General features: G+C 60.6%; 24 protein-coding genes. 9 read left to right on the top strand and 15 right to left on the bottom strand.

Annotated features, from left to right (window positions below):
- Nucleotides 1–31: 31 nt before the first annotated feature.
- Both IB261_RS05080 and IB261_RS05075 read right to left on the bottom strand, forming a co-directional pair.
- Nucleotides 32–1,180 carry a glycosyltransferase family 4 protein gene (locus tag IB261_RS05080; RefSeq protein WP_192381592.1) on the bottom strand — a complete coding sequence of 383 codons (1,149 nt, stop codon included), beginning with the start codon at nucleotides 1,178–1,180 and terminating at the stop codon, nucleotides 32–34.
- Nucleotides 1,181–1,888, bottom strand: a complete 708-nt coding sequence (locus tag IB261_RS05075) for a class I SAM-dependent methyltransferase (protein ID WP_081517379.1) — start codon at nucleotides 1,886–1,888, stop codon at nucleotides 1,181–1,183.
- Between the two features lie 23 nt (nucleotides 1,889–1,911).
- On the opposite strand from IB261_RS05075, the gene IB261_RS05070 reads away from it, so the two are divergent.
- Entirely contained in the window at nucleotides 1,912–2,313 is a 402-nt protein-coding gene (locus IB261_RS05070) for a GtrA family protein (RefSeq protein ID WP_192381591.1), read from the top strand.
- On the opposite strand, the gene IB261_RS05065 is transcribed toward IB261_RS05070, so the two are convergent.
- The 4 genes from IB261_RS05065 to IB261_RS05050 form a co-directional block, all read right to left on the bottom strand.
- On the bottom strand, nucleotides 2,300–2,890 hold the full coding sequence (locus IB261_RS05065; RefSeq protein WP_081517377.1) for a class I SAM-dependent methyltransferase: 591 nt from the start codon (nucleotides 2,888–2,890) through the stop codon (nucleotides 2,300–2,302). The genes IB261_RS05070 and IB261_RS05065 overlap by 14 nt on opposite strands.
- Entirely contained in the window at nucleotides 2,887–4,023 is a 1,137-nt protein-coding gene (locus IB261_RS05060) for a glycosyltransferase family 2 protein (RefSeq protein ID WP_192381590.1), read from the bottom strand. Before IB261_RS05060 ends, IB261_RS05065 begins: the two co-directional genes overlap by 4 nt.
- 26 nt (nucleotides 4,024–4,049) lie before the next feature.
- Entirely contained in the window at nucleotides 4,050–5,996 is a 1,947-nt protein-coding gene (locus IB261_RS05055) for a hypothetical protein (RefSeq protein ID WP_427871352.1), read from the bottom strand.
- 73 nt (nucleotides 5,997–6,069) lie between these two features.
- Nucleotides 6,070–6,477 carry a pilin gene (locus IB261_RS05050; protein WP_192381588.1) on the bottom strand — a complete coding sequence of 136 codons (408 nt, stop codon included), beginning with the start codon at nucleotides 6,475–6,477 and terminating at the stop codon, nucleotides 6,070–6,072.
- A 228-nt stretch (nucleotides 6,478–6,705) separates the two neighbouring features.
- Here IB261_RS05050 and pilB point away from each other — a divergent pair, with 228 nt between their 5' ends.
- The 5 genes from pilB (at nucleotide 6,706) to yacG (ending at nucleotide 11,379) form a co-directional block, all read left to right on the top strand.
- The gene (gene pilB / locus IB261_RS05045) at nucleotides 6,706–8,409 is read left to right on the top strand and encodes a type IV-A pilus assembly ATPase PilB (RefSeq protein ID WP_192381587.1); all 1,704 of its coding nucleotides are present in this window, start codon (nucleotides 6,706–6,708) and stop codon (nucleotides 8,407–8,409) included.
- Between the two features lie 3 nt (nucleotides 8,410–8,412).
- Nucleotides 8,413–9,630, top strand: a complete 1,218-nt coding sequence (locus IB261_RS05040; protein ID WP_192381586.1) for a type II secretion system F family protein — start codon at nucleotides 8,413–8,415, stop codon at nucleotides 9,628–9,630.
- A gap of 2 nt (nucleotides 9,631–9,632) precedes the next feature.
- Nucleotides 9,633–10,505, top strand: a complete 873-nt coding sequence (locus IB261_RS05035) for a prepilin peptidase (RefSeq protein WP_192381585.1) — start codon at nucleotides 9,633–9,635, stop codon at nucleotides 10,503–10,505.
- Nucleotides 10,506–10,570: 65 nt separating this feature from the next.
- Nucleotides 10,571–11,179, top strand: a complete 609-nt coding sequence (coaE, locus tag IB261_RS05030; protein ID WP_081517370.1) for a dephospho-CoA kinase — start codon at nucleotides 10,571–10,573, stop codon at nucleotides 11,177–11,179.
- Entirely contained in the window at nucleotides 11,176–11,379 is a 204-nt protein-coding gene (gene yacG / locus IB261_RS05025; RefSeq protein ID WP_017516736.1) for a DNA gyrase inhibitor YacG, read from the top strand. The genes coaE and yacG overlap by 4 nt, the downstream gene beginning before the upstream one ends.
- A 50-nt stretch (nucleotides 11,380–11,429) precedes the next feature.
- Here the strand turns inward: yacG and IB261_RS05020 are convergent, their stop codons facing one another.
- The 3 genes from IB261_RS05020 to IB261_RS05010 all read right to left on the bottom strand — a co-directional run bounded on the left by IB261_RS05020 (nucleotide 11,430) and on the right by IB261_RS05010 (nucleotide 12,902).
- Nucleotides 11,430–11,645: a hypothetical protein gene (locus IB261_RS05020; RefSeq protein WP_081517369.1), complete on the bottom strand. Its 216-nt coding sequence runs from the start codon at nucleotides 11,643–11,645 to the stop codon at nucleotides 11,430–11,432.
- Nucleotides 11,646–11,751: 106 nt separating this feature from the next.
- Nucleotides 11,752–12,441, bottom strand: coding sequence for an energy-coupling factor ABC transporter permease (locus IB261_RS05015; RefSeq protein WP_192381584.1), 690 nt, complete (start codon nucleotides 12,439–12,441; stop codon nucleotides 11,752–11,754).
- Nucleotides 12,438–12,902 (bottom strand): FAD/FMN-containing dehydrogenase, encoded by a 465-nt coding sequence (locus IB261_RS05010; RefSeq protein WP_318653043.1) that lies wholly within the window; start codon nucleotides 12,900–12,902, stop codon nucleotides 12,438–12,440. Before IB261_RS05010 ends, IB261_RS05015 begins: the two co-directional genes overlap by 4 nt.
- Nucleotides 12,903–12,993: 91 nt before the next feature.
- Here IB261_RS05010 and IB261_RS05005 point away from each other — a divergent pair, with 91 nt between their 5' ends.
- From IB261_RS05005 to IB261_RS04995, 3 genes are all read left to right on the top strand, one after another.
- Nucleotides 12,994–13,623, top strand: a complete 630-nt coding sequence (locus tag IB261_RS05005; RefSeq protein ID WP_045209488.1) for a DUF1780 domain-containing protein — start codon at nucleotides 12,994–12,996, stop codon at nucleotides 13,621–13,623.
- Between the two features lie 94 nt (nucleotides 13,624–13,717).
- Complete coding sequence (locus IB261_RS05000) at nucleotides 13,718–13,888, top strand: DUF3094 domain-containing protein (protein WP_017516731.1); 171 nt, start codon at nucleotides 13,718–13,720, stop codon at nucleotides 13,886–13,888.
- Nucleotides 13,889–13,941: 53 nt separating this feature from the next.
- Nucleotides 13,942–15,240 (top strand): NAD(P)/FAD-dependent oxidoreductase, encoded by a 1,299-nt coding sequence (locus tag IB261_RS04995; protein WP_192381583.1) that lies wholly within the window; start codon nucleotides 13,942–13,944, stop codon nucleotides 15,238–15,240.
- Between the two features lie 222 nt (nucleotides 15,241–15,462).
- Here the strand turns inward: IB261_RS04995 and cyoE are convergent, their stop codons facing one another.
- From cyoE to IB261_RS04965, 6 genes are all read right to left on the bottom strand, one after another.
- A complete protein-coding gene (cyoE, locus tag IB261_RS04990) occupies nucleotides 15,463–16,350 on the bottom strand; it encodes a heme o synthase (protein ID WP_192381582.1) in 888 nt (295 codons plus the stop codon).
- An 11-nt stretch (nucleotides 16,351–16,361) separates the two neighbouring features.
- Entirely contained in the window at nucleotides 16,362–16,724 is a 363-nt protein-coding gene (cyoD, locus tag IB261_RS04985) for a cytochrome o ubiquinol oxidase subunit IV (RefSeq protein ID WP_081517365.1), read from the bottom strand.
- A complete protein-coding gene (gene cyoC / locus IB261_RS04980) occupies nucleotides 16,724–17,365 on the bottom strand; it encodes a cytochrome o ubiquinol oxidase subunit III (RefSeq protein ID WP_081517364.1) in 642 nt (213 codons plus the stop codon). The genes cyoD and cyoC overlap by 1 nt, the downstream gene beginning before the upstream one ends.
- Before the next feature lie 4 nt (nucleotides 17,366–17,369).
- A complete protein-coding gene (gene cyoB / locus IB261_RS04975; RefSeq protein WP_081517363.1) occupies nucleotides 17,370–19,352 on the bottom strand; it encodes a cytochrome o ubiquinol oxidase subunit I in 1,983 nt (660 codons plus the stop codon).
- Between the two features lie 6 nt (nucleotides 19,353–19,358).
- On the bottom strand, nucleotides 19,359–20,354 hold the full coding sequence (cyoA, locus tag IB261_RS04970; protein WP_081517362.1) for a ubiquinol oxidase subunit II: 996 nt from the start codon (nucleotides 20,352–20,354) through the stop codon (nucleotides 19,359–19,361).
- A gap of 928 nt (nucleotides 20,355–21,282) precedes the next feature.
- Nucleotides 21,283–22,854 (bottom strand): TolC family protein, encoded by a 1,572-nt coding sequence (locus IB261_RS04965; protein WP_192381581.1) that lies wholly within the window; start codon nucleotides 22,852–22,854, stop codon nucleotides 21,283–21,285.
- Nucleotides 22,855–22,865 lie beyond the last annotated feature (11 nt).

Raw genomic sequence — 22,865 nt, 5'->3', positions numbered from 1 at the left:
GGGGGCACTTTATCAGCCACCTATGCGCGAATCAATTGCAGCCCGAAAACGAGCGTGCCAGGTCTTGATAGATGCCCAGATAGGCCTGAACGCAGCTTTCCCAGGACCATTGGCGCGACAGTTGTTCTGCATGGGGACGCACCTGGCGCAAGGCATCCGGCTCACTCGCCAGCCTGCTCAAAGCCTGCCGCAACTGGATCACGGCATCAGGGCCGGAAACATCCGCAGCAAATACGCAACGCTCATCCAGACTGGGAAACGCCATCCGCACCTCGTCACTGACCAACACGGGCGTACCGCAGGCGAGCGACTCCTGGATGACGAGGGGGAACCCCTCCCCCTTGCTAGGGAGCACCAGGAGATCGGCTTGCTGGTAGTAGCGCACGACCTCCTCAGCCCTCAGCCCCTCCACCACCGTGATCTGCTCCGACAGCCCCCACAGCCTGGGCGACAGCGGCCCCCAGCCGACGAATGTCCAGTGGATGCCGGGAATGTCGAGACACGCTCTGAGCAGATCGATGCCCTTTTTCTCGACGAACCTGCCCACGAAGAGGAATTCCAGCACCCCACCCCGCGAAGCAGGAGCCGCTGGGGAATATCGCTGATGATCGACACCGTTTGGGATGACGTCCCCAGGCTGCTCACTACGCAGAATTCCCGCCCAGTAATCCGCCACGGGGCGCGACACATAGACAACGCGCCCTACCCGGGAAAGCACGAACCGCCCCAGAGTGTTATTGAGCAGGCGCAGGATGAACCGGGCGGCAGCAGAGTTGAATTCGATCCAGCCGATATGTTGTGTCACCACTACCGGACGGCGCAGGCACCACGCGAACAGCAACGTGATCAGGGACGGGAAATAGAGATAGTCGTGAACCTGAACCAGCTGAACGCAGCGGACCTCTTTCCACAGCTTGCGCAGACTCGCCAGCCCCCACAACGGCAAAGGCAAGCCCAGGTACCGCTCACAGAAGTCGATGGCCGAAGCCCGCTCGATCCGCAGGCCATCGCCCCCTGCGGGCGCCTCCTCCGCGAGTCCTCCCGCCATCCAGGCAACCTGGACACCTTCACTGGCCAGCCCCTCGGCCAGCTTGCCTGCCACGACCTCGATTCCCCCGCCGTGCGCGGGATAGAAAGCACTGACCTGAAGGATTCGGGGAGCGGTTTCGTTCGCAGGCAACTACTTCACCACTGGCTTGGCGACAAGCAGATAAACCGAGGCGTTGGTATCCCGGATGGAAGCGGGCGTGACCCTGTCCTCGACCCACATCCGACCATACATCAGGGTGCAGACTACCGCGGAGACAGCCCTTCCCAGCCATCCAAGGCGGGAGAACAGGTGATGGTAAGCCAGGCTGCGGAATTGTGTGGTCCAGGCCAAGGGACCAACGACCGGATGCACCTCCAGCACTTCGAACCCAGCCAGTTCCAGCTCCTTGCGCAGACCATCGCCCGTCCAGCGCCGGTAATCGCCGGGATGCGGGTGATAAAGCCAGACACCGTGAGTCGACAGGATCAGGCGTCCTTCCGGCCGGAGCACGCGCTTGCACTCCGCGAGATAGTGTTGAACTTCCCACACATGCTCAAGTACTTGGAAAGACACCACGCAATCTGCGGTGTGCGATTCGAGAGGTAACTCTTCATTCTCCTTGAAATGCACATCCGCCAGATCACTGCCTTCGAGATCACAACGCAAATATTCACGACAAGAAGAATCGAACAGACTTTTATAAGGCGCATCGCCACAACCAAAGTCCACAACTCGAGCACTCTTGCTCAATACTTCACGAGCGCTCAAAGCCTTGACAACGGCCTGGACCACCGTTTGCAATCGCCTGAGGACGAAGGCATCATGGCGCCAGATCGGCGAATTCAGTCTCCCAGCCATACTACTCTCCGCAGACGATAAAATTGATTCCAATCGCTAATATACTGAAGGATCACCGTTATTACCGATTCATCACCATTGGCGGACTTTGCTTCCTGGTCAACCTTGCAACTCTATATGTAGCGACCGATATATTCGGGCTTCATTATCTCGTCTCGATGGTCATTTCCATATTGATCGCCAATACGCTGGGCTGGGCACTTAATCGTCGCTGGACATTCAGCACCACCCAAATGCCAGCACTCGTCGAGTTCTCTCGATACCTGTCCGCCAATATAGGCCTGTTCGCCATCAACCTGGCGCTGATGGCGGTACTGGTTTCGGTCGTCGGTATTCACTACCTCGTGGCCAGTGCCATCCTGGCGGTCTGCATGACGATCCTCAACTTCACGATCCACCGAGACTGGAGCTTCAGGAAGAAGTAGCCGCCTGCCGCTCGTAGAGGGCGTAGTACTGCAGCCCGTTGGTGGCCAATCCGAGGATTCCGCTATGGCACTTCATGGGCATCACCTTTGCCTTGAGCCTCCAGCCCCGGCGACTGAGGTGATCGGTCCAGCTGCTACCATGCTGATATTGATAGAGCGAGGGAATACCGAAACGGCGGTTTCCCAGCTCATCGAGCACAGCCAGCGTCCAGCGCCCCACTGATGTCCGGTAGGCATGATCCTTGATCAACAGATAGCGGCCGGAAACCCGGGACAGCTCATCCAGTTGATAGAACGGGTCCTCGCAGTGATGCAGGACATCGATCGAGTAGACCAGATCGAAACTGCCATCCGGGAATGGAATCGCCTCGCCAGGCGTATAGATCTGCGGCTCGAAGTGCACGTTCGGGCGGCGCTTCACGTCGAGCGCAGTCAGGCTCTTCACCCCGTCCAGGGCATTGAAGCGACTGGCAAACCAGCCGTCGCCGCTGCCGAAGTCCAGCACCTTGTTCAATTCGCCCAATCCGCTGACCACGGGCAACAGGTAATCGGCGATTCGCAATCTGTATGGATTCATGCAATGGCTTTCCGAGCAGGAATTCGCAGCGTCTCGAGGAAAAAGGCCGCGAGGAAAACCTCGCCACCCAGTGCAATGGCAGTCACCGAGGGAACGACCCAGCGCATCACCACCCGCGGGTCTAGCGCGCCGAACCCACCTTCGCTCCAGATCAGCAGGGCTTCCCAGGTCATCCAGCCGCCGAATGCAAAAAGCGCGAGGGACAGCAGGATGCCACGCTCCAGCGTGACCCGCGAAAGTGCGGCCATCCATCGGGCATCGATGGGCAGCCATCCTGAGGTCATGCCAACCAGCCGACTGAAGACCGAGAAAAACACCATCTGCAAGCCCAGCAGAATACCGGCGCCGGCATACACCAGGGTGTGGACGTCCAACCCGACGTCCCTGACCACGATGGGGTGGAAGTCGATGACCACCATCAGCAGGGAACTGAGCACGAACAGCAGCAGGCCCGGAACGAAGAACAGCCAGTGCGGGCTGAAGATCAGCAGGAACTTCAGGTGTCGCCAGCCATCGCGCCAGGTACGCAGATGCGGCGGGCGCGAACGTCCGTCCGGAGACAGCGTGATCGGCACCTCACAGATACGCAGCTTTTGCAGCGAAGCCTTCACGACCATCTCGCTGGCGAACTCCATACCAGGGGAATTCAGGTCCAGCTTCAGGATCGCCTCACGGGAAAACCCGCGCAAGCCGCAGTGGAAATCCCCCACCGGCGCCTTGAAGAACAGTCGCCCGATGAAGCTCAGGACCGGGTTGCCGAGGTAGCGATGCAGGAAGGGCATGGCGCCCTTCTCGATTCCACCAGCGAAACGGTTGCCCATGACCAGCTCATAGCCTTCGCGCAACCTCTCCAGCATGCCTTCAAGGCGTTCGAAGTCATAACTGTCGTCGGCATCGCCCATGATGACGAATGCGCCAGCAGCCTCGTCAATACCACCTTGCAGAGCCGCGCCATAACCTCTACTTCTGACGGATATGACTCTGGCTCCCGCCTTTTCGGCCAACGCTTGCGAACCATCCGTGGAGCCATTATCTGCCACCAACACTTCCCCCTGAACATCAGCGACTCGGAGAAATGAAATAGCCTTTAAAACGCACGACTCGATGGTTTCTGCCTCGTTCAAGCAAGGCATTAGAATAGTAAGCTCCACTATCGCCTCTAATCAGGTGTAAGCATGGAGGGGCGAGTACAGTCGAACGTTCCCTTACCCTCTTCCACTTCAGCAAATGTGCCAATCCATTTATCAACCGGACTGCGCAGAAGTCTGGCCATAACGCCTCGCTCTTCAGAAACCATAACACTTGTATCCGTATTAGCGTAAAAACGCTCCCAAGCCCCATTACCCCATTCTGTAACGCCGCCACTGGGCCCATACAATTGAGGACATGCAGCCTCAATGACCTTGAATACCTGATCCGCTCGCTGGCGAGACCTCTCAAAATCAGCATCGGTAGTTTCACGCTCATTCAACCTGCAGCTTATATAAGAGCTTCTGAGAGAACCACCCTGATACATATTCTTCCTCTGAACAAATTCAGTAACGCTTCCCGACTCCGGCTTTTCTCGATAAAACTCGAACTTGAGACAATCCCTCAAATCAACTTCATACCCCAGCCGATAGAGCATTTTATTTATCTGTACTCGCGTCGTCTCAACATTGGCAGGCGATCCGCCAAGGAAGTCAGGCAAAAATGCTCTCGTGCGCCCTCGCCACTCGCTACGCAGCGACCTGAAGCGCTCACCTAAAGCGCCACTCTCAGGGATAGAGCTCTGCCCAAGTGGATTGACAAAAACCCCTTTAACGCCAGCACTCGCCAATAGAGAAGCGTTGGTTTTGATCCCAAGCAAGAGGTGTAAATATGGAGTTTCTATTAGCTCTTCTTGAGCTTCGGTCTTATAGAACGGCTTCGAATCCCAGGGTTCGAATACGAATCGAAGGTCAGATGCACTCAAGGAGTAAGCCGCTTGAAAGCAGATCACTAGCAATGCCAACAACCGCCCTACCCTCTGCCCGCACAATAGAAATATATATCTAACCAAAAGAAGCCCAGCCAAAAGACAGACCGGCAGGACATAACGAGCATTACCCGATATAAAAATCCAAACACAGAAACTCAAAGCGTAGAAAACCAGAAGATCACAATCTAACCCACTCATCTCGAGACGTTCTCTCGAGCGCCTTCTTACGCAGCCCCACTTTATAAACACCGCACCAAAAGCCACAAGCAGCGCGGCATAGCGAACATCTGGCGCAAAACCTTCAAAGTATACAAATCGCTTCATTTCGGCCATTTGAAACGAGCGATAAAAAATATTTACGCCCAATCCAAACCGACTCGAAACCACATCCTCCACGCTGGCATAAGGCGACTTAAAAATACTATTGTAAAGAGGAAATATAGGACTCTGAAAGTTCCGATACAACTCCCAACAGTACCAGCTCATCCCAAGGCTCAACGCAGCTAGAAAACCAAGAGAAAAAATGAAGGCATCCAACCATCCCAGTCGACGCTGCAACAACTGGACGAGCATAACTCCACCCAGAGCTATTACAAATATCAAATTACTTAGTTTAATAGAAACCGCCAGCGCAAGAAATGCACCCGCAAAAACAAAACACCACCCCCCTCTGACATCGCGCGACCTCGAACCAACTACCAACGAAAGAGCAGCTAGTACAAATATGCTTGAGAGGATATCAACAGACGAACTAGAAACCAGTGCCAAAAAAACAGGAGACGCACCCGCCAGCGCTGCCGCGAGCACACTCCACAGCAACTGCGATCGATTTCCACTCCAGACATTTGAGGCAATTCTATAAATCAATACAATATTGACAGCATGCAAGACCCCAAGACCTGCACCTATCATCCACGACGGCCAACCCGACACCACCATGAAATAAAATGGAAAATACCCCAATGGGCTCTGGTAGCTTTGAGGCCCCGCAGCAAAGAGGTCTTCAAATACGCGTCCGTTCCACCAAGCGTATGGAATATAAAAGTGGTGATTCATTACATCCCAGCTTAAGTCCTTGCCAATCACCCCTCCCCAAATAGTGGTCACAAGCACAATCAGCAAGAAAACAAAGAGTTCGCGGCGCATATTATTAATACTTATAAAGATAAAAAAATGGCGCACCATAGGTGCGCCATTTGTTAAGCAACTCGAAAACGAATTACTTGCAGGAACCCGGCATCAGACGAGCAGGAGTACCAGCACACCGCCAAGAAGAAATGGCATTGGTGCCGCTCAGGGTCGGAGTCAAAACAACCGAAGCAGCCTCACCAATGGTAGTCGCGTTACCGGTTGCAGTGACGACACCGGAGGTCGCACCGACAGTCAGGCCGGAAACATATTGAGTAGTGACAAAGTTGTTGGCGCAGGTGTCCAGACTGGCCGCACCAGCCGACTGAATGATCTCGGTGACGCAGGTACGAGCGGAGCTGGCAGCCAGCACCAATTCGGACACACGGGCCTTACGGGTGTAATCCTGATAAGCCGGCAGAGCGATGGCGGCCAGGATGCCGATGATCGCAACTACGATCATCAGTTCGATCAGGGTGAAGCCTTTTTGAGCTTTCATAATTCTCTCCAGGTTTTTAGAAGAGGTCGTAGGACCTGAACTCGAAGTAAGCAGGTTCCATGCCAGATCGTCATACACCGCATTCGGCGGGCGCTGTGCGAATTACCGGCAATGTGCCGTACGATTTTTCGCAGCAAGTGACAAATTTCGGCACTCCAAATAACCCGGTTTGGCTCCACCGAGCATCTACGATATAAGGCATGCAATACATCATTCGGCCATCTCTGTATGAACGATCAAGTCGTGCTCTCCGGTCTTGCCCGCCAACTGGTGCACTCCGAACTGCTGGACGAGAAGAGCGCCCAGCAGGCGCAACTTCAGGCGCAACGGAACAAGCTGTCGCTGGTTACCTACTTGGTGCAGAACAAGCTGGTAAAAAGTCGCCCGCTGACGGAACTGGCGGCAGATCAGTTCGGCATCGCCTATTGCGACCTGTCCGGCATCGACCGAGAGTCGATTCCGAAGGAACTGGTCACTGAGAAGCTCATCCGTCAGCATCGCGTGATCCCGCTCTGGCGCCGCGGCAACAAGCTGTTCGTAGGCCTGTCCGATCCGACCAATCACCAGGCGATCACCGATATCCAGTTCAGCACCGGCCTGACCACCGAAGCCATCCTCGTCGAGGACGACAAGCTCGGCGAAATGATCGAAAAGATCTTCGAAAGCGTCACCGGCGGCCTGGACGACCTTGGCGATGTCGACCTTGAAGGGCTCGATATTGAGAGCGGCAATGCCGAGCCCAAGGATGACGCTGTTGGCGAAGCCGCTGACGACGCACCGGTGGTCCGCTTCGTCAACAAGATGCTGCTGGACGCCATCAAGGGCGGCTCGTCCGATCTGCACTTCGAGCCCTACGAGAAGATCTACCGCGTACGCTTCCGTACCGACGGCATGCTGCATGAGGTCGCCAAGCCGCCGATCCAGCTGGCAAGCCGTATTTCCGCACGCCTGAAGGTCATGGCGGGCCTGGACATCTCCGAACGCCGCAAGCCGCAGGACGGTCGCATCAAGATGCGCGTATCGAAGACCAAATCCATCGACTTCCGCGTCAACACCTTGCCCACCTTGTGGGGCGAGAAGATCGTGATGCGGATTCTCGATTCCTCCAGCGCACAGATGGGCATCGATGCCCTGGGTTATGAAGAGCCGCAGAAGCAGCTCTATCTCGATGCGCTCAAGCAACCACAGGGCATGATCCTCGTGACCGGCCCCACCGGCTCGGGCAAGACCGTCTCGCTGTACACCGGCATCAACACCCTCAACACCCCGGACATCAACATTTCCACGGCGGAAGACCCGGTGGAAATCAACCTGGAAGGCATCAACCAGGTCAACGTCAACCCGCGCCAGGGCATGGACTTCGCCCAGGCGTTGCGCGCCTTCCTGCGCCAGGACCCGGACGTGATCATGGTCGGCGAGATCCGCGACCTGGAAACCGCCGAGATCGCCATCAAGGCGGCGCAGACTGGCCACATGGTGATGTCCACCCTGCACACCAACAGCGCCGCCGAAACCCTGACCCGCCTGCTGAACATGGGCGTCGCCTCCTTCAACCTGGCAACGTCCACCAACCTCATCATCGCCCAGCGCCTGGCTCGCAAACTCTGCCCGCACTGCAAGAAGGAACACGACGTTCCGCGGGAAACCCTGCTCCATGAAGGTTTCCCTGAGGAAAAGATCGGAACATTCAAATTGTATTCACCGGTCGGGTGCGACAATTGCAAGGGTGGATACAAAGGACGCTTGGGTATTTATGAAGTGGTTAAAATCACGCCAGCCCTGCAGCGGATTATCATGGAGGAAGGCAACTCCATTCAGATCGCCGAACAGGCCCGCAAAGAAGGCTTCAACGATCTGCGCACTTCGGGACTGCTGAAGGCCATGCAAGGCATCACCAGCCTCGAAGAAGTCAACCGCGTGACCAAGGATTAATCCATGGCGGATAAAGCATTGAGGACCAGTGTCTTCTCCTGGGAAGGTACTGATCGCAAGGGCGGGAAAGTCAAAGGGGAGCTTTCCGGGACCAACACGGCACTGGTCAAGGCCCAACTGCGCAAGCAGGGGATCAACCCGACCAAGGTTCGCAAGAAGAGCATCTCGCTATTCAGCAAGGGCAAGAAGATCAAGCCCATGGATATCGCCCTCTTCACTCGCCAGATGGCGACGATGATGGGGTCGGGCGTGCCCTTGCTCCAATCCTTCGACATCATTGGCGAAGGCTTCGAGAACCCGAACATGCGCAAGCTGGTCGATGAGGTCAAACAGGAAGTGGCATCCGGCAACAGCCTGGCCAACTCCCTGCGCAAGAAGCCGCAGTACTTCGACGACCTCTACTGCAACCTGGTTGACGCCGGTGAGCAATCCGGTGCGCTGGAGTCGCTGCTCGACCGTGTCGCTACGTACAAGGAAAAGACCGAGTCCCTGAAAGCGAAGATAAAGAAGGCAATGACCTACCCCATCGCGGTAGTCGTCGTGGCCATCGTGGTTTCGGCCATCCTGCTGATCAAGGTCGTTCCGCAGTTCCAGTCGGTATTCGCCAACTTCGGTGCCGAGCTTCCGGCATTTACCCGCATGGTGATCTCACTCTCTGAAGCAATGCAGGAGTGGTGGTTCATAATTCTGATTTTGCTGTTCGCAGGGGCTTTCGCCTTCCGTGAGGTCCATCGGCGCTCGGAGAAGTTCAGAGACGGCATGGATCGCGCCATTCTGAAGACGCCGGTTGTCGGCGACATCCTCTACAAATCCGCCGTGGCCCGTTACGCCCGCACGCTATCCACCACCTTCGCCGCGGGTGTACCACTCGTCGAAGCACTGGACTCCGTATCCGGCGCCACGGGCAACGTCGTCTTCCGCAACGCAGTGAACAAGATCAAGCAGGACGTATCCTCCGGTACACAGTTGAACTTCTCGATGCGTACCACCGGCGTATTCCCCAGCATGGCCGTGCAAATGGCCGCGATCGGTGAAGAGTCCGGCTCCCTGGACGCCATGCTCGATAAGGTCGCCAGCTATTACGAGGAAGAAGTCGACAACGCCGTCGACAACCTGACCACCCTGATGGAGCCCATGATCATGGCCGTTCTGGGCGTACTGGTCGGCGGCCTGATCATCGCCATGTACCTGCCGATCTTCCAGCTGGGCCAAGTAGTTTAAAGATGCCCATCTCCAACTTCCTGGCCAGCACCCCGCTGGCCTTTGTTTTGTGCGTCACCCTCCTCGGCCTGCTGGTCGGCAGCTTCCTCAACGTGGTGATCCATCGCCTGCCGCGGATGATGGAGCTCGACTGGCAGCAGCAGGCGCGGGAAACCCTGGGCCTGCCGGAGGGCGAGAAGCTCCCGACCTACAACCTGGTCCTGCCCAACTCCCAGTGCCCGCACTGCGCCCACGAGATCAAGCCGTGGGAGAACATCCCGGTGGTCAGCTGGCTGGCGCTGGGCGGCAAGTGCTCGTCCTGCAAGGCGCCGATCAGCAAGCGCTACCCGCTGGTCGAGCTGGCCTGTGGCGTGCTGTCGGCCTTCATCGCCTGGCATTACGGCTTCGGCTGGCAGGCCGGCGCGATGCTGCTGCTGACCTGGGGCCTGCTGGCGATGAGCATGATCGACGTCGATCACCAGCTGTTGCCGGACGCCCTGGTGCTGCCGCTGCTATGGCTGGGGCTGATCGTCAACCATTTCGGGCTCTTCACCAGCCTGGGCGACGCGCTCTGGGGCGCGGTGTTCGGGTACCTGAGCCTGTGGTCGGTGTACTGGCTGTTCAAGCTGATCACCGGCAAGGAGGGCATGGGTTACGGCGACTTCAAGCTGCTGGCCATGCTCGGCGCCTGGGGCGGCTGGCAGGTGCTGCCGTTGACCATCCTGTTTTCGTCGCTGGTGGGCGCGGTGCTGGGCGTGATCATGCTACGCCTGCGCAATGCCGAAACCAGTACGCCCATCCCCTTCGGCCCCTATCTGGCCATCGCCGGCTGGATTGCGCTGCTCTGGGGTGATCAAATAACCGCGACCTATCTGCAGTTCGCCGGTTTCCGCTAGCCTTCTCCTGCGCCGAGTCTACTCGGCGCATCTGGACGGCCACCGGGCCGGCTGAAAGGAGAACGATGAAACCCTGGATTCTGGGCCTTACTGGCGGCATCGGCAGCGGCAAAAGTGCCGCCGCCGAGCATTTCGCCTCACTGGGCATCCACATGGTCGACGCCGACCACGCTGCGCGCTGGGTGGTGGAACCCGGCCGCCCTGCCCTGGCGAAGATCGTCGAGCGCTTCGGCGAAGCCATGTTGCTGCCGGACGGCCAGCTCAACCGCGCCGCCCTGCGCGAGCGCATCTTCAAGGCCGAAGACGAACGCCGCTGGCTGGAACAGCTGCTGCACCCGCTGATCGGCCAGGAGATCGCCAGCAACCTGGCGCAGGCGCAATCGCCCTACGCCATCCTGGTCTCGCCGCTGCTGGTGGAGTCCGGGCAGCACCGCATGACCCAGCGCGTGCTGGTGGTGGATACCCCCGAACACCTGCAACTGGAGCGCACCATGCGCCGCGACCAGGTGTCCGAAGAACAGGTCCGCTCGATTCTCAAGGCCCAGGCCTTGCGCGACGACCGACTCAAGCACGCGGACGACGTGCTGCTCAACGATGGCGACCTCGGCCACCTGCACCAGCAGGTCGAGCGTCTGCATCAGTTCTATCTAGGCCTGCGTGGAGGACAACCATGAGCCAACCCCTGACCGTGGAATGCCCCACCTGCGGCGCCCCCGTGGAGTGGAGCGCCAAGAGCGAATTCCGTCCCTTCTGCTCGCACCGCTGCAAGCTGATCGACCTCGGCGCCTGGGCGGCGGAAGATCACGCCATCCCTGGCGACAATCTCGAGGACGAGCTGTTCTCCGGCGATCTGGAGAAGCCGCGCGGGCATTGAGCCGCCGTTCCCCCAGCCAGTAAAAGGCCCGCATCTGCGGGCCTTTTTCGTCAGGGGCGCATGAAGGCGTAGTCCCGCTCTTCGTCCAGGTTGTCGGCGAGGAAATGCAGCTCATGCTCCAGGTCTTCCTGGGTGCGGACCTGCGCATTGGCCTGCACCACGGCGCTGAGCAGCGCACGCACGACCAGTTGCGGGTCCTGGCCTGCCGCTTCGGCTTCGATCAGCAGTTCGTGGAGGCGTTGTTCGGCCCAGCTGTGAATGCTCATCGGCAGTCTCCTTGCGAATGGGGGCCAAGCTTCCCTGATCCTGGGAGGTTGCCGAACTGACCTGGATCAAACCGCGGCGGCCATGTGCCTCGCAGATGGCCGAACATCAGCGTGGCTCATCGTCATCCTTCCACGGCGCCTGCAGGTACCGCGTGCGGTTGAAGGTCTCCAGCCAGTCTGGATAGAAGACCACCAGCCCGGTGACGATGGTGCCGTTGATGAAGGCTTCAGGGAACATGATCAGCCAGAGGTAACCGATGAAATCCTCGATCCACGGCGGCATCGGGAAGAGCCCGTCCATCCACAGCAGGCCGAGGCCCAGCAGCAGGCTGCAGACCGCGGCCAGCGCCGCCGGGAAGAAGCCCGAACAGAAGATGTAGACGAACAGGTTCCGCGGCTGGCGGCGCTCGACGAAGATCGCCGCCAGCTCGGTGATGACCACCGGAATCAGCACCAGCAGGATGCCGTTGACGCCGATGGCGGCCCAGTCCTGCCGGCCGATGGCGCACAGCCCCAGTTGCGCAACCAGGCCGACCAGCACCGCCAGCGGCCAGTCCAGCAGCAGGGTCACGGCGGTCATGCCGATGAAGTGGAAGGACACCCCGGAAGCGAAGTCCCGCCGCACCAGCCAGAGCAGGAACAGCCCGAGCATGGTGCCGAACACCAGGTGCTGGCGACGGAAGTCGCTGACCAGCTCCAGCCACGGCGCGCGCCAGATGGCCCAGACGACGATGGGCAGGTAGATCGCCCAGCCGATCTCCAGGATTTCCGCAGACAGCAGTTGTGCGGCGATCACGGCGCGCCCCGCTCCAGCGCATGACGCAAAGCCTCAACGGAGTCGAACTGATGAGTCGAGACGACCTTGCCCTGCTCGAGTTGCAGCCAGGTCACCGCATCGGCCCGGGCCGGGAAGCGGTTGGCCACGCGCGGCTCGCGGTCGAGCAGCACGCGGTAGGAGTAGTCGCGCATGGCGGGGATAGCGAACAGCTTCGAGATGGGCGCGGGCATGCGGCTGATGTCGGCGACGAAGGCTGCATGGCGCGCCTCCAGATAGCCTGTCGGGCGCTCAGCCAGAACCGTTTTCACCAGCTTCGAGCCGGCCATGTCGTGGGCGACCAGCAGGACTTTCAGGTCAGTTTCCGCCGTATAGGGCTTGTCGAACTGATCCAGCAGCGTCCAGCCAGTGGCCGGTGACTCCTGCGCCATAGCCACGCTCGCCAGCACCATCAACAGCATCCCGCCCAGCACTCGTCTCACGTTTCCTCCTAGCCCGGAACCGCCAATGATTGGCAACAGTCTACACCGCCGCCGTCGCCCGCCTGCGGTTGCCAGCAACTATGCTTGAGGCATGAACGAGTCCGACTATCTGCGCCTGCTGACGCGCCAGGCGGAACAAGCCAACGACTTTCTCTCCAACGCCCGCAAGTGGGAGCGGGAGTGCTGGGCCTGCCAGCGGCTGCTGCAGGCGCTGAAGGTGCCGTATCGCCAGGAGGACTTCGTCGCGCCCACGCAACAGCCGCCGGATGTGCTGTTCCGCGACGCCACCTTCGAGGTGTTTTTCGTGCTCGACCAGGGCCGTCGGCTCAACGAGGAATGGAAGGAGGAACTGCTGCGCCGGCGCATGGCCCAGAGCCTCAACCAGTTGATCCGCCGAGAGCAGCGGCCGCGACGGATTCCCTGCGCGGAACTGCAGGCGCGCCTGGCACCGACACTGCGCAAGAAGGCGCACAACTACACCGAGCGCGGCATCGACCCGCGCGAGCTCGACCTGCTGGCCTTCGTCAGCCTCAAGCGCGAGACGCCGGACTTCAACACCCCGTTCCCACCACCCACCGAGTACCTGCGCCAGGGTTGGCGCTCGCTGTCGGTAGTCGGGCCGACCTTCGCCCGCGTGCTATTCGCCCACAGTGACGCGCCGGACTTTCTGCGCGGCAGCCTGGGCCGCAGCATCCTTTTCGACATGGGCGTCGGCCTGTAAATAGGCGCCGACGCAAAGCTGCATTGATCGGCGGCGCATTGAGAGGCCGCCCAAGCCCTACTAGAATGCTTGGCATTATAAACGGAGGCCGCCCATGCCCAGTCGCCTGAGCCCCGAAGACCAGCAGAAGGTCGATCAGTACCTCAGCTCTCCCGTCCACCAGGTCCAACGCGCGCCGTTCAAACCCTGGCTGATGATGGGAGCCTTGCTCGCTGTGGTCATCGCCCTGGGTTTGCTGAGCCGCCTCCTGGCCTACCTTGCGTGAGCGCCGTGCCGCCACGGGCCGATACAGGATTCCTTAAGCTATGAGAATGCACCATGTCCCATCGTATCGTGATCGTCGGCGGCGGCGCCGGCGGGCTGGAGCTCGCGACCCGTCTCGGCCGCACCCTGGGTAAAAAGGGCAAGGCGCGCATTACGCTCGTCGACGCCAACCTCACCCACATCTGGAAACCCCTGCTGCACGAAGTCGCCGCTGGCTCGCTCAACTCCTCCGAGGATGAGCTGAACTACGTCGCCCAGGCGAAATGGAACCACTTCGAATTCCAGCTCGGCCGCCTCTGCGGCCTGGACCGCGCGAGCAAACGCATCCAGCTCGCCGCCACACTCGATGAGCAGGGCGAAGAACTGGTGCCGGCGCGTGGACTCGAATACGACAGCCTGGTCCTGGCCATCGGCAGCACCACCAATGACTTCGGCACCCAGGGCGCCGCGGACCACTGCATCTTCCTGGATACCCGCGAGCAGGCCGAGCGCTTCCACAAGCAGTTGCTGACCCACTACCTGCGCGCCCATGCCGGGCAGGACAAGGACGACCAGATCAGCGTCGCCATCGTTGGCGCCGGCGCCACGGGCGTCGAGCTGTCCGCCGAGCTGCATCACGCCGCACAGGAACTGTCGGCCTACGGCCTGACCGGCATCCAGCCACAGAACATGCGCATCACCCTGATAGAGGCCGGCCCGCGCGTGCTGCCGGCGCTACCCGAGCGCATCAGCCGCCCGGTGCACCAGACGCTGGAGAAGCTCGGCGTGCGCGTGCTGACCGGTTCGGCGGTGCAGGAAGTGACTGCAGAAGGCCTGCGCACGGCGGTGGGCGAGTTCATTCCGGCGAGCCTGAAGGTCTGGGCGGCGGGCATCCGCGCGCCGAGCCTGCTCAAGGAGATCGACGGCCTGGAGACCAACCGCATCAACCAGCTGGTGGTCCGCCCTACCCTGCAGACCACCCGCGACGACGACATCTTCGCCTTCGGTGACTGCGCCGCCTGCCCCATGGGCGATGGCAGCGAACGCACCGTACCGCCGCGCGCCCAGGCTGCGCACCAGCAGGCCTCCCTTCTGGCCAAGGCCATCGTCGCGCGCCTGGAGGGCAAGCCGCTGCCGGAGTACCGCTACACCGACTACGGCTCGCTGATCTCGCTGTCGCGCTTCAGCGCGGTGGGCAACCTGATGGGTAACCTGATGGGCAGCGTGAAGCTCGAAGGCTGGCTGGCGCGGATGTTCTACGTGTCGCTGTACCGCATGCACCAGGTGGCGCTGTACGGGCCGTTCCGCACGGCGCTGCTGATGATCGCGGATCGCATCGGGCGCAGCACCGAGCCGCGCTTGAAGCTGCATTGAGGCTTGACCCCATCGGCGGATAACGGCTTTGCCGTTATGCGCCCTACACCAGGGCTGATCTCGGTGTAGGGCGCATAACGCGCAGCGTTATCCGCCATGATGGGTATCGCTTCGCTCCACACCATCCTACGGACCTGCCCAATACCGTTCAGCGGTGCTCCTACGAAGAGCCCATAAAAAAGCCGCCCCGAGGGGCGGCTTTTTCGTTGCAGCAGAGCAGCCTTACAGCGCCGCCAGCATCGACTGTGCCGGGATGCCCTGGAAGTCGATGGACATCATCAGGCTCAGCACGCTGATCGCGATGATGGAGAAGGCGAACAGCTGGCGGGCCCAACGGCGGTCGTCTTCGGCACTGAAGCCTTTCACCGCGATGAACAGCCACCAGGCACTGACGGCCAGCGCCACCACCAGGTAACCGTAGCCGGCGAAGCCGGTCACGGTCAGCAGCAGGGTCGCCAGGCCGAAGGCCACGACGTAGTACAGGATCTGCTTCTTGGTCGCTTCGATGCCCCGCTCCACCGGCAGCACGGGAATCCCGGCGGCACGGTAGTCGTTGAGGCGGAAGATCGCGATGGCATAGCTGTGCGGCATCTGCCAGAGGCAGAAGATCAGCAGCAGCACCGCCGCGCCCATGTCGAAGTGACCGCTGGCGGCGCAGTAGCCCACCACCGGCGGCATGGCTCCGGAGAGACTGCCGACCAGCGTGCCGTAGACCGAACTGCGCTTGAGCCAGAGGCTGTAGAGCACGACATAGACGAAGAAGCCGAACGCGGCGAGCAGGGTCGCCTGCACGTTGGTCTTCCACGCCAGCAGGCCGAAGCCTGCCGCGCCGAGGACCACGCCGTGGGCCAGGGCGGCCTTCAGCGAGATCTGCCCGGTCACGGTGACACGGCTGCGGGTACGCTCCATGAAGCGATCGATGTCGCGGTCGATGCAGTTGTTGAACACACAACCGCTGGCAACGACCAGGGACAGGCCGATCACGGTGGCCAGCAGCAGCATCGGGTCAACACTGCCGCGAGCGGCGAGGAAGTATCCCCCCGCCACCGCGATCAGGTTTCCGAAGATGATGCCCGGCTTGGCGACCAGGAGATAACGCTTGAGTTTCACGGCATCGGCCCTCAGGGCATCGGCATCATCAGGGTGTCTGCGGTGTAGATGATCCACAGCGACAGACCGACCACCAGCAGGATGATGATGGCGGTGAAGATGAATGCCATGACGTTCCAGCGGCCTTCGGAGCTGAAGTTCATGTGCAGGAAGCAGATCAGGTGCACGACGACCTGAACCAGACCCAGGATCACCATGGTCAGCAGGGTGGCGTGACGCGAGAAACCACCGTCGATGACCATGTAGAACGGAATCGCAGTCAGGATCACCGAGAGCACGAAGCCGATGGCGTACGAGCCCAGGCTGCCGTGACCGGCGCCGTGATCGCCGTGGCCGGCACCGTGGGAGTCATGATGATGTGCAGCAGCGGTCATTACAGAGCCCCCATCAGGTAGACGACGGTGAAGACGCAGATCCAGACGATGTCCAGGAAGTGCCAGAACAGGCTCAGGCACATCATGCGGGTGTTGTTCTGCGCGGTCAGGCCGCGGGTGCCGATCTGCGCCATCAGCACCAGCATCCACAGCAGGCCGGCACTTACGTGCAGGCCGTGCATGCCGACCAGGGTAAAGAAGGACGACAGGAAGGCGCTGCGGCTCGGGCCGAAGCCTTCGACGATCAGGTGATGGAACTCGTTGAGTTCCATGCCGATGAACGCGGCGCCGCAGAGGAAGGTCACGCCCAGCCAGGCGATGGCCTTGCCCTTGGCACCCTTGTGCGCAGCCAGCATGGCCAGGCCGTAGGTGCAGGAGGAGATCAGCAGGATCGCGGTTTCGACGGCCACGTAGGGCAGTTCGAAGATGTCCTTGCCGCTCGGGCCACCGGCCGTGTGGTTGACCAGCACGGCGTAGGTGGCGAAGACGCTCGCGAACAGGATGCAGTCGGTCATCAGGTACAGCCAGAAGCCGAAGACCGTCATGCCGCCGCTGTCGTGGGCGTGCTCGTCATGGTGAGCATGGTCTTGCGCCGCTTGGTGCGCATCAACCACGTGTTGATTCAGTACTGCCGTCGACATGGTTTTATACCTGCTGCGCGGTGGCGAGTTTCTGGAAGTTGGCGTTCTCGATGCGCTCGATCTCATCCGGCTGGACGTAGTAGTCCAGGTCGGTGACGTAGCTGCGCACGATGACCGAAGCGATCATGCCGACGAAGCCAACACCCACCAGCCACCAGATGTGCCAGATGGCGGCGAAGCCGAAGAGGAAGGCGAACACGGCGATGGAGAAGCCAGCGGCGGTGTTCTTCGGCATGTGGATCGGCGCGTAGGCCGGCAGCTTGCGGTACGCGGTACCGGTCTGCTTCATGTCGTGGAACGCGTCGATGTCGTTGACCTTCGGCAGTTCGGCGAAGTTGTAGTACGGCGGCGGCGAAGAAGTGGACCATTCCAGGGTACGGCCACCCCACGGGTCGCCAGTCAGGTCGGCCAGCTTCTCGCGGTTCTTGATCGAGACGAACAGCTGGATCAGTTGGCAGGCGATACCGAAGAAGATCAGCACGGCGCCGCAGAACGCCACCACCATGTACGGCTGCCACATCGGGTTTTCGTAGTGGTTCAGGCGACGGGTCATGCCCATGAAGCCGAGGATGTACAGCGGCATGAAGGCCATGTAGAAGCCGACCAGCCAGCACCAGAAGGAACGCTTGCCCCACTTCTCGTCCAGCTTGAAGCCGAAGGCTTTCGGGAACCAGAAGACGAAGCCGGCCAGGTAGCCGAACACCGCACCACCGATGATGGTGTTGTGGAAGTGAGCGATCAGGAACAGGCTGTTGTGCAGCAGGTAGTCAGCACCCGGAATGGCCAGCAGAACGCCGGTCATGCCACCGATGGTGAAGGTGACGATGAAGCCCAGGGTCCACAGGATCGGGGTGTCGAAGCGCAGGCGGCCACGGTAGATGGTGAACAGCCAGTTGAACAGCTTCACCCCGGTCGGGATGGAGATCAACATGGTCGCAACGCCGAAGAAGCCGTTGACGTCGCCGCCCGAACCCATGGTGAAGAAGTGGTGCAGCCACACGGTGAAGCCGAGGAAGGTGATCGCGGCGCTCGCCCACACCATCGAGGTGTAGCCGAACATGCGCTTGCCAGCGAAGGTCGCGGTGACTTCGGAGAAGATACCGAAAGCCGGCAGGATCAGGATGTACACCTCAGGATGGCCCCAGGCCCAGAAGAGGTTGATGTACATCATGGCGTTGCCGCCCAGCTCGTTGGTGAAGAAGTGCATGTCGAAGTAGCGGTCCAGCGACAGCAGGCCCAGGGCCGCGGTCAGGATCGGGAACGACGCAACGATCAGGATGTTGGCGAAGGTGCAGGTCCAGGTGAAGATCGGCATCTGCATCAGCTTCATGCCGGGGGTACGCATCTTGAACACGGTCACCAGGAAGTTGATACCCGTGAGCAAGGTACCCATACCCGATATCTGTAGAGCCCAGATGTAGTAGTCCACACCCACGCCCGGGCTGTAGGCCAGCTCGGACAGCGGCGGGTACGCGACCCAGCCGGTACGGGCGAACTCACCCAGGCCTAGCGAGACGTTCACCAGCATGGCGCTGACGACCAGCAGCCAGAAGCTCAGGGAGTTCAGGAAGGGGAACGCCACGTCGCGCGCGCCGATCTGCAGCGGCACGGCCAGGTTCATCAGACCGGTCATGAAGGGCATGGCCATGAAGATGATCATGATCACGCCGTGAGCGGTGAAGATCTGGTCGTAGTGTTCCGGCGGCAGGTAGCCGTGGTTGGCGCCTTCAGCCAGCGCGAGCTGGCCGCGCATCATGATGGCGTCGGCGAAGCCGCGCAGGAGCATGACCAGGGCGACGATGATGTACATCACGCCGATTTTCTTGTGGTCGATGGACGTCAGCCATTCGGTCCACAGGTAGGTCCACTTGCGGTAGTAGGTGATCGCGCCAAACACACCGAGGCCCAACAGGGCGACGACGGCCAGCGTGATGACGATGATCGGCTCGTGATACGGCACGGCCGACAGTGTCAGTTTCCCGAACATCTGCGGTTACTCCTGGCTCGGATTCGTTTGCATGCCAGGCATGCCTTGCATGTTGCTCATGTCGTGGCCCGCCATGGCGGTCTCGTCATGCGCTGCTTCGCCGTGCTCGCCCTTCTCGGCCTGCTCTTTGGCTTCGTGGGCCTTGGCCATCGCGTGGCCAGCGTGTTCCCACTTGTTCAGCACGTGAGAGAACAGCTCGGGGCTGACGGTTGCGAAGTAGGTCGCCGGGACGTTCTCGGTCGGCTTGACCAGCTCCGGGTACTGATCCAGGTTCAGGGTCTGCTGCGAGGCCTTGACCTTCGCGACCCAATCCTGGAAGCCCTGCTCGGAGGTGGAGATGGCCTTGAACTTCATGCCCGAGAAGCCGCCGCCGCTGTAGTTCGCGGAGATGCCGTCGAACACGCCTTCTTCGTTGGCGATCAGGTGCAGCTTGGTCATCATTCCGGCCATGGAGTAGATCTGGCTGCCCAGCTGCGGAATGAAGAAGGAGTTCATCACCGAATCCGAGGTGATCTGGAAGTTCACCGGGGTGTCTTTCGGGAAGGCGATTTCGTTGACGGTGGCGATACCCTGTTCCGGGTAGATGAACAGCCACTTCCAGTCCAGCGAGATGGCCTGGATGGTCACCGGCTTGACCTCAGAGTCCAGCGGACGATACGGGTCCAGCTTGTGGGTGCTCTCCCAGGTGATCCAGCCGAGGATGGCGATGATCACGCAGGGAACCAGCCATACCACCAGCTCGATCTTGGTCGAGTGAGACCAGTCCGGCATGTAGGTGGCCTTGGTGTTCGAAGCCCGGTATTTCCAGGCGAACCCGAAGGTCATCAGGATGACCGGCACCACCACGATCAGCATCAGCAGCGTTGCCGTGATGATCAGGGACTTCTCGTCAGCGCCGACCTGCCCTTTCGGGTCGAACAGCGCCATGTTGCAACCACCGAGCATCAGCATCGGCAGCAGCGCAAGTCTCTTCAAAATTCCTGTGTACTGCTCTTTTTTCATCTTGCGGCCTTAGTGGATGAAAATCGCTTCACCGCCCACGAGCCTTCGCCACGCACTGCTCGACGACTCGTTACCCGCGACTTTTCCAAGCCGCCTGCCAGGGCTGTCATGGATTCACGAACGCGGCCGCACGGATTCCAGGCAAAGGGACCTCGCCCGGTCTTCGCGATGCGAAACCGATTTCGTCAGCTGATTCGTTCCGTGTTATTCAGCGTGTGGTGTCTGGACTGGCGGCTCGTTGAAGCGCGCGCGTCGCACACCGGATGCACGAGCGGATTGCCCGACTCGTCTTGATGACAGGAGCCCACCGATGGCAGCCCCCTGTTGTTATGCCGCTGCACCGAAGGGTGAGCACTGGCTTTGATCTACGTCAGTGCGACTCAGCGATTTGGGGGTAGGAAATGGACGGCGGGTATTACAAAGCATTTCAGAAACCCCTTTCAAGGCCCATTCCGCCCATTTTTAACAAGATATTTTCTCAGCCAGAGAAACAGTCCCGGGCAAAATCGCTCACAAAACAACCAATTCACAGGAGTTGCGCAGGGTTATTCCCTCCCTGCCAGGGGCTTGCACGGGCGTGCCATGGGAATGTGTCAGGACCATGAAGGACGGGGCTTTCAGCGCGCTTTTCCAAGGCCGGAAGGACGCCTCAACGCCTTTGGCAAAGACCTTGCCATGATGGCGATCAAGAACCTTTGCGAAAGTCGCGGATTCCCCCTGCGCACCCTGCGACACATCGACGCACAGCGACTTTGGCAAGGGGGAAAGTCATTCAAATTATGACGATCGTGCAGGACGACCCGAGGTCTCTCCTCGGCATGTCCGCCTCAGTGCAGAGACGAAACGAGCCATCATGACCACCGAAGCGGACATGCCGGGAGGATAGGGAAGTATCAGGCGGGTACGGTCAGCAGCGGACCGAAGGGGATCAGTGTTCCGGCGTCAGCCACGCGAGCAGGCCGCTGGTCTCGGCGCGGATGCGCAGATCGCTTGCCTTCGCATTGTAGTAGGTGTCCGAAGCGGCGATCTGCGCGCTGTAGTACTCGTTCTCGGCGATCAGCACATCCAGCAGGGTGCGCTTGCCCAGGTGGTACCACTGGTCATAGAACATCTTGCGTACGCGGTCCGACTCCACCAGCAGTGCCTTGTAGTCATCGACCCGCGCAGCGGACAGATCGCGCTGCTCGACCAGGTTGCGAATGAGGTACTCCGACTCGCGACGGGTCGCCTCCATCTTCTCTTCCGCCGCATTCGCCCGGGCATAGGCTGCTCGCTGCGCCGCCGAAGCCGACCCACCGGAGAACGCCTGCCACTCCACGGCCAGCCCAGTCGACCAGGGCTCCTCGTTGTTCAGCATATTGCTGCCCGAACTGCGCCCTACCACCCAGTTCAGCTTGGGATAGCGCGAGGACTTCACCGACTCGGCACTGGCCAGGGCAGCCTCTTTCTCCCAGCGCGCCTGGCGCAGGGAAGGACGATCCTGCATCGAGCCCAGCGCGTCGTTCAGGGTGATGGGTGCCCACTCCCACCTGGCGTTCGCCGGCACCGTCACATCCTCGCCCACCAGCTTGGCCAGCGTGGTCTTCTGCTCCTGCAGCTTGGACAGCACCATGTTGCGCGCGGTCTCGGCCTGCAGCAGCCGCGAACGCGCCTGCACCACCTCACTGCGGCGGCCCGGGTCGACGTCGGAAATCTGCGAGAGCATGTTCACCAGCTCGCGCATACGCGCCACATAGCGGTCGCTGATAGCCAGCGCCTCCTGTTGATGCGCCAGTTCCAGCACCCCCGAAGCGGTGTTGTAGGCAACGGTGACCTGAGTCTGCCCCTTTGCCTCTTCCTGCGCGTTCGCGGTGCTGCTGCGGCTGTCGATGGTGTGGCTGATCGCGCCGAAGTCATAGACCGGCGTGGTCATCTGCACGGTGGTCGTACCGTCGTTGTTGTAGTCGTCGCTCTTCTTGCTCTGCAGCGTCCTGGAGCTGGCGCTGACCTGCACCTGCGGCCAGCGCGCGCCCTTGGCCTGGTCCACATCGCCCTTGGCGGCTTGCCAGTTGGCATCGGCCTGTTTCATTTCCGGGCTGATGTTCAGGGCGGTGTTCACCAGCTCGCGGATATACGCCAGCGACGCTTCCGACTGGCTGAGCGTCGATGCGGACGCCGAGCCCGGCTGCACGCCAGCGCGCAGCTCGGCGGGCAGGCTCAGGTCCAGCTTGGGAGCCTGCCTGGCCGGTTGCGCCTGGGCTGCCGGAGCGGCATTGACCATCGCAGCCACCGAACTCGGCGCGGCTTGCAAGGTGGGCGCCGGCCGAGGCTGGGCGACTGCGGATGCAGGCTGTGTCGCCGCCTGCGTCGCTGGTGCGGCGGTCGAGGCCACCAGCTCGCCCTGCAGCGCGCCGTGGGTCAGCGAGGCGGCGGAAGCCTCCCGAGGCTTGGAGTAGAAGCTCAGCGCGCCGCCCAGTTCGTCGGAGCCAGCGGCTTCGGCGCCCCCGCTCAGTGCAGCCATGGCCAGCACCA

Origin of the sequence: Pseudomonas sp. PDM20 (assembly GCF_014852575.3) — a bacterium.
Taxonomy (GTDB): Bacteria; Pseudomonadota; Gammaproteobacteria; order Pseudomonadales; family Pseudomonadaceae; genus Pseudomonas.
This window is presented reverse-complemented; position numbering and strand designations above follow the sequence as displayed.

Excerpts from the sequence above, each read along its gene's own strand:
- coaE (WP_081517370.1), top strand. The coding sequence starts at position 10,571 with ATGAAACCCTGGATTCTGGGCCTTACTGGCGGCATCGGCAGCGGCAAA.
- IB261_RS05035 (WP_192381585.1), top strand. The coding sequence starts at position 9,633 with ATGCCCATCTCCAACTTCCTGGCCAGCACCCCGCTGGCCTTTGTTTTG.
- IB261_RS05065 (WP_081517377.1), bottom strand. The coding sequence starts at position 2,890 with ATGAATCCATACAGATTGCGAATCGCCGATTACCTGTTGCCCGTGGTC.
- cyoD (WP_081517365.1), bottom strand. The coding sequence starts at position 16,724 with ATGACCGCTGCTGCACATCATCATGACTCCCACGGTGCCGGCCACGGC.
- IB261_RS04995 (WP_192381583.1), top strand. The coding sequence starts at position 13,942 with ATGTCCCATCGTATCGTGATCGTCGGCGGCGGCGCCGGCGGGCTGGAG.
- IB261_RS05075 (WP_081517379.1), bottom strand. The coding sequence starts at position 1,888 with ATGGCTGGGAGACTGAATTCGCCGATCTGGCGCCATGATGCCTTCGTC.
- IB261_RS05050 (WP_192381588.1), bottom strand. The coding sequence starts at position 6,477 with ATGAAAGCTCAAAAAGGCTTCACCCTGATCGAACTGATGATCGTAGTT.
- IB261_RS05040 (WP_192381586.1), top strand. The coding sequence starts at position 8,413 with ATGGCGGATAAAGCATTGAGGACCAGTGTCTTCTCCTGGGAAGGTACT.
- cyoB (WP_081517363.1), bottom strand. The coding sequence starts at position 19,352 with ATGTTCGGGAAACTGACACTGTCGGCCGTGCCGTATCACGAGCCGATC.
- IB261_RS05005 (WP_045209488.1), top strand. The coding sequence starts at position 12,994 with ATGAACGAGTCCGACTATCTGCGCCTGCTGACGCGCCAGGCGGAACAA.
- cyoA (WP_081517362.1), bottom strand. The coding sequence starts at position 20,354 with ATGAAAAAAGAGCAGTACACAGGAATTTTGAAGAGACTTGCGCTGCTG.
- yacG (WP_017516736.1), top strand. The coding sequence starts at position 11,176 with ATGAGCCAACCCCTGACCGTGGAATGCCCCACCTGCGGCGCCCCCGTG.
- IB261_RS05020 (WP_081517369.1), bottom strand. The coding sequence starts at position 11,645 with ATGAGCATTCACAGCTGGGCCGAACAACGCCTCCACGAACTGCTGATC.
- cyoC (WP_081517364.1), bottom strand. The coding sequence starts at position 17,365 with ATGTCGACGGCAGTACTGAATCAACACGTGGTTGATGCGCACCAAGCG.
- pilB (WP_192381587.1), top strand. The coding sequence starts at position 6,706 with ATGAACGATCAAGTCGTGCTCTCCGGTCTTGCCCGCCAACTGGTGCAC.
- IB261_RS05060 (WP_192381590.1), bottom strand. The coding sequence starts at position 4,023 with ATGCCTTGCTTGAACGAGGCAGAAACCATCGAGTCGTGCGTTTTAAAG.
- IB261_RS05055 (WP_427871352.1), bottom strand. The coding sequence starts at position 5,996 with ATGCGCCGCGAACTCTTTGTTTTCTTGCTGATTGTGCTTGTGACCACT.
- IB261_RS05000 (WP_017516731.1), top strand. The coding sequence starts at position 13,718 with ATGCCCAGTCGCCTGAGCCCCGAAGACCAGCAGAAGGTCGATCAGTAC.
- IB261_RS04965 (WP_192381581.1), bottom strand. The coding sequence starts at position 22,854 with ATGGCTGCACTGAGCGGGGGCGCCGAAGCCGCTGGCTCCGACGAACTG.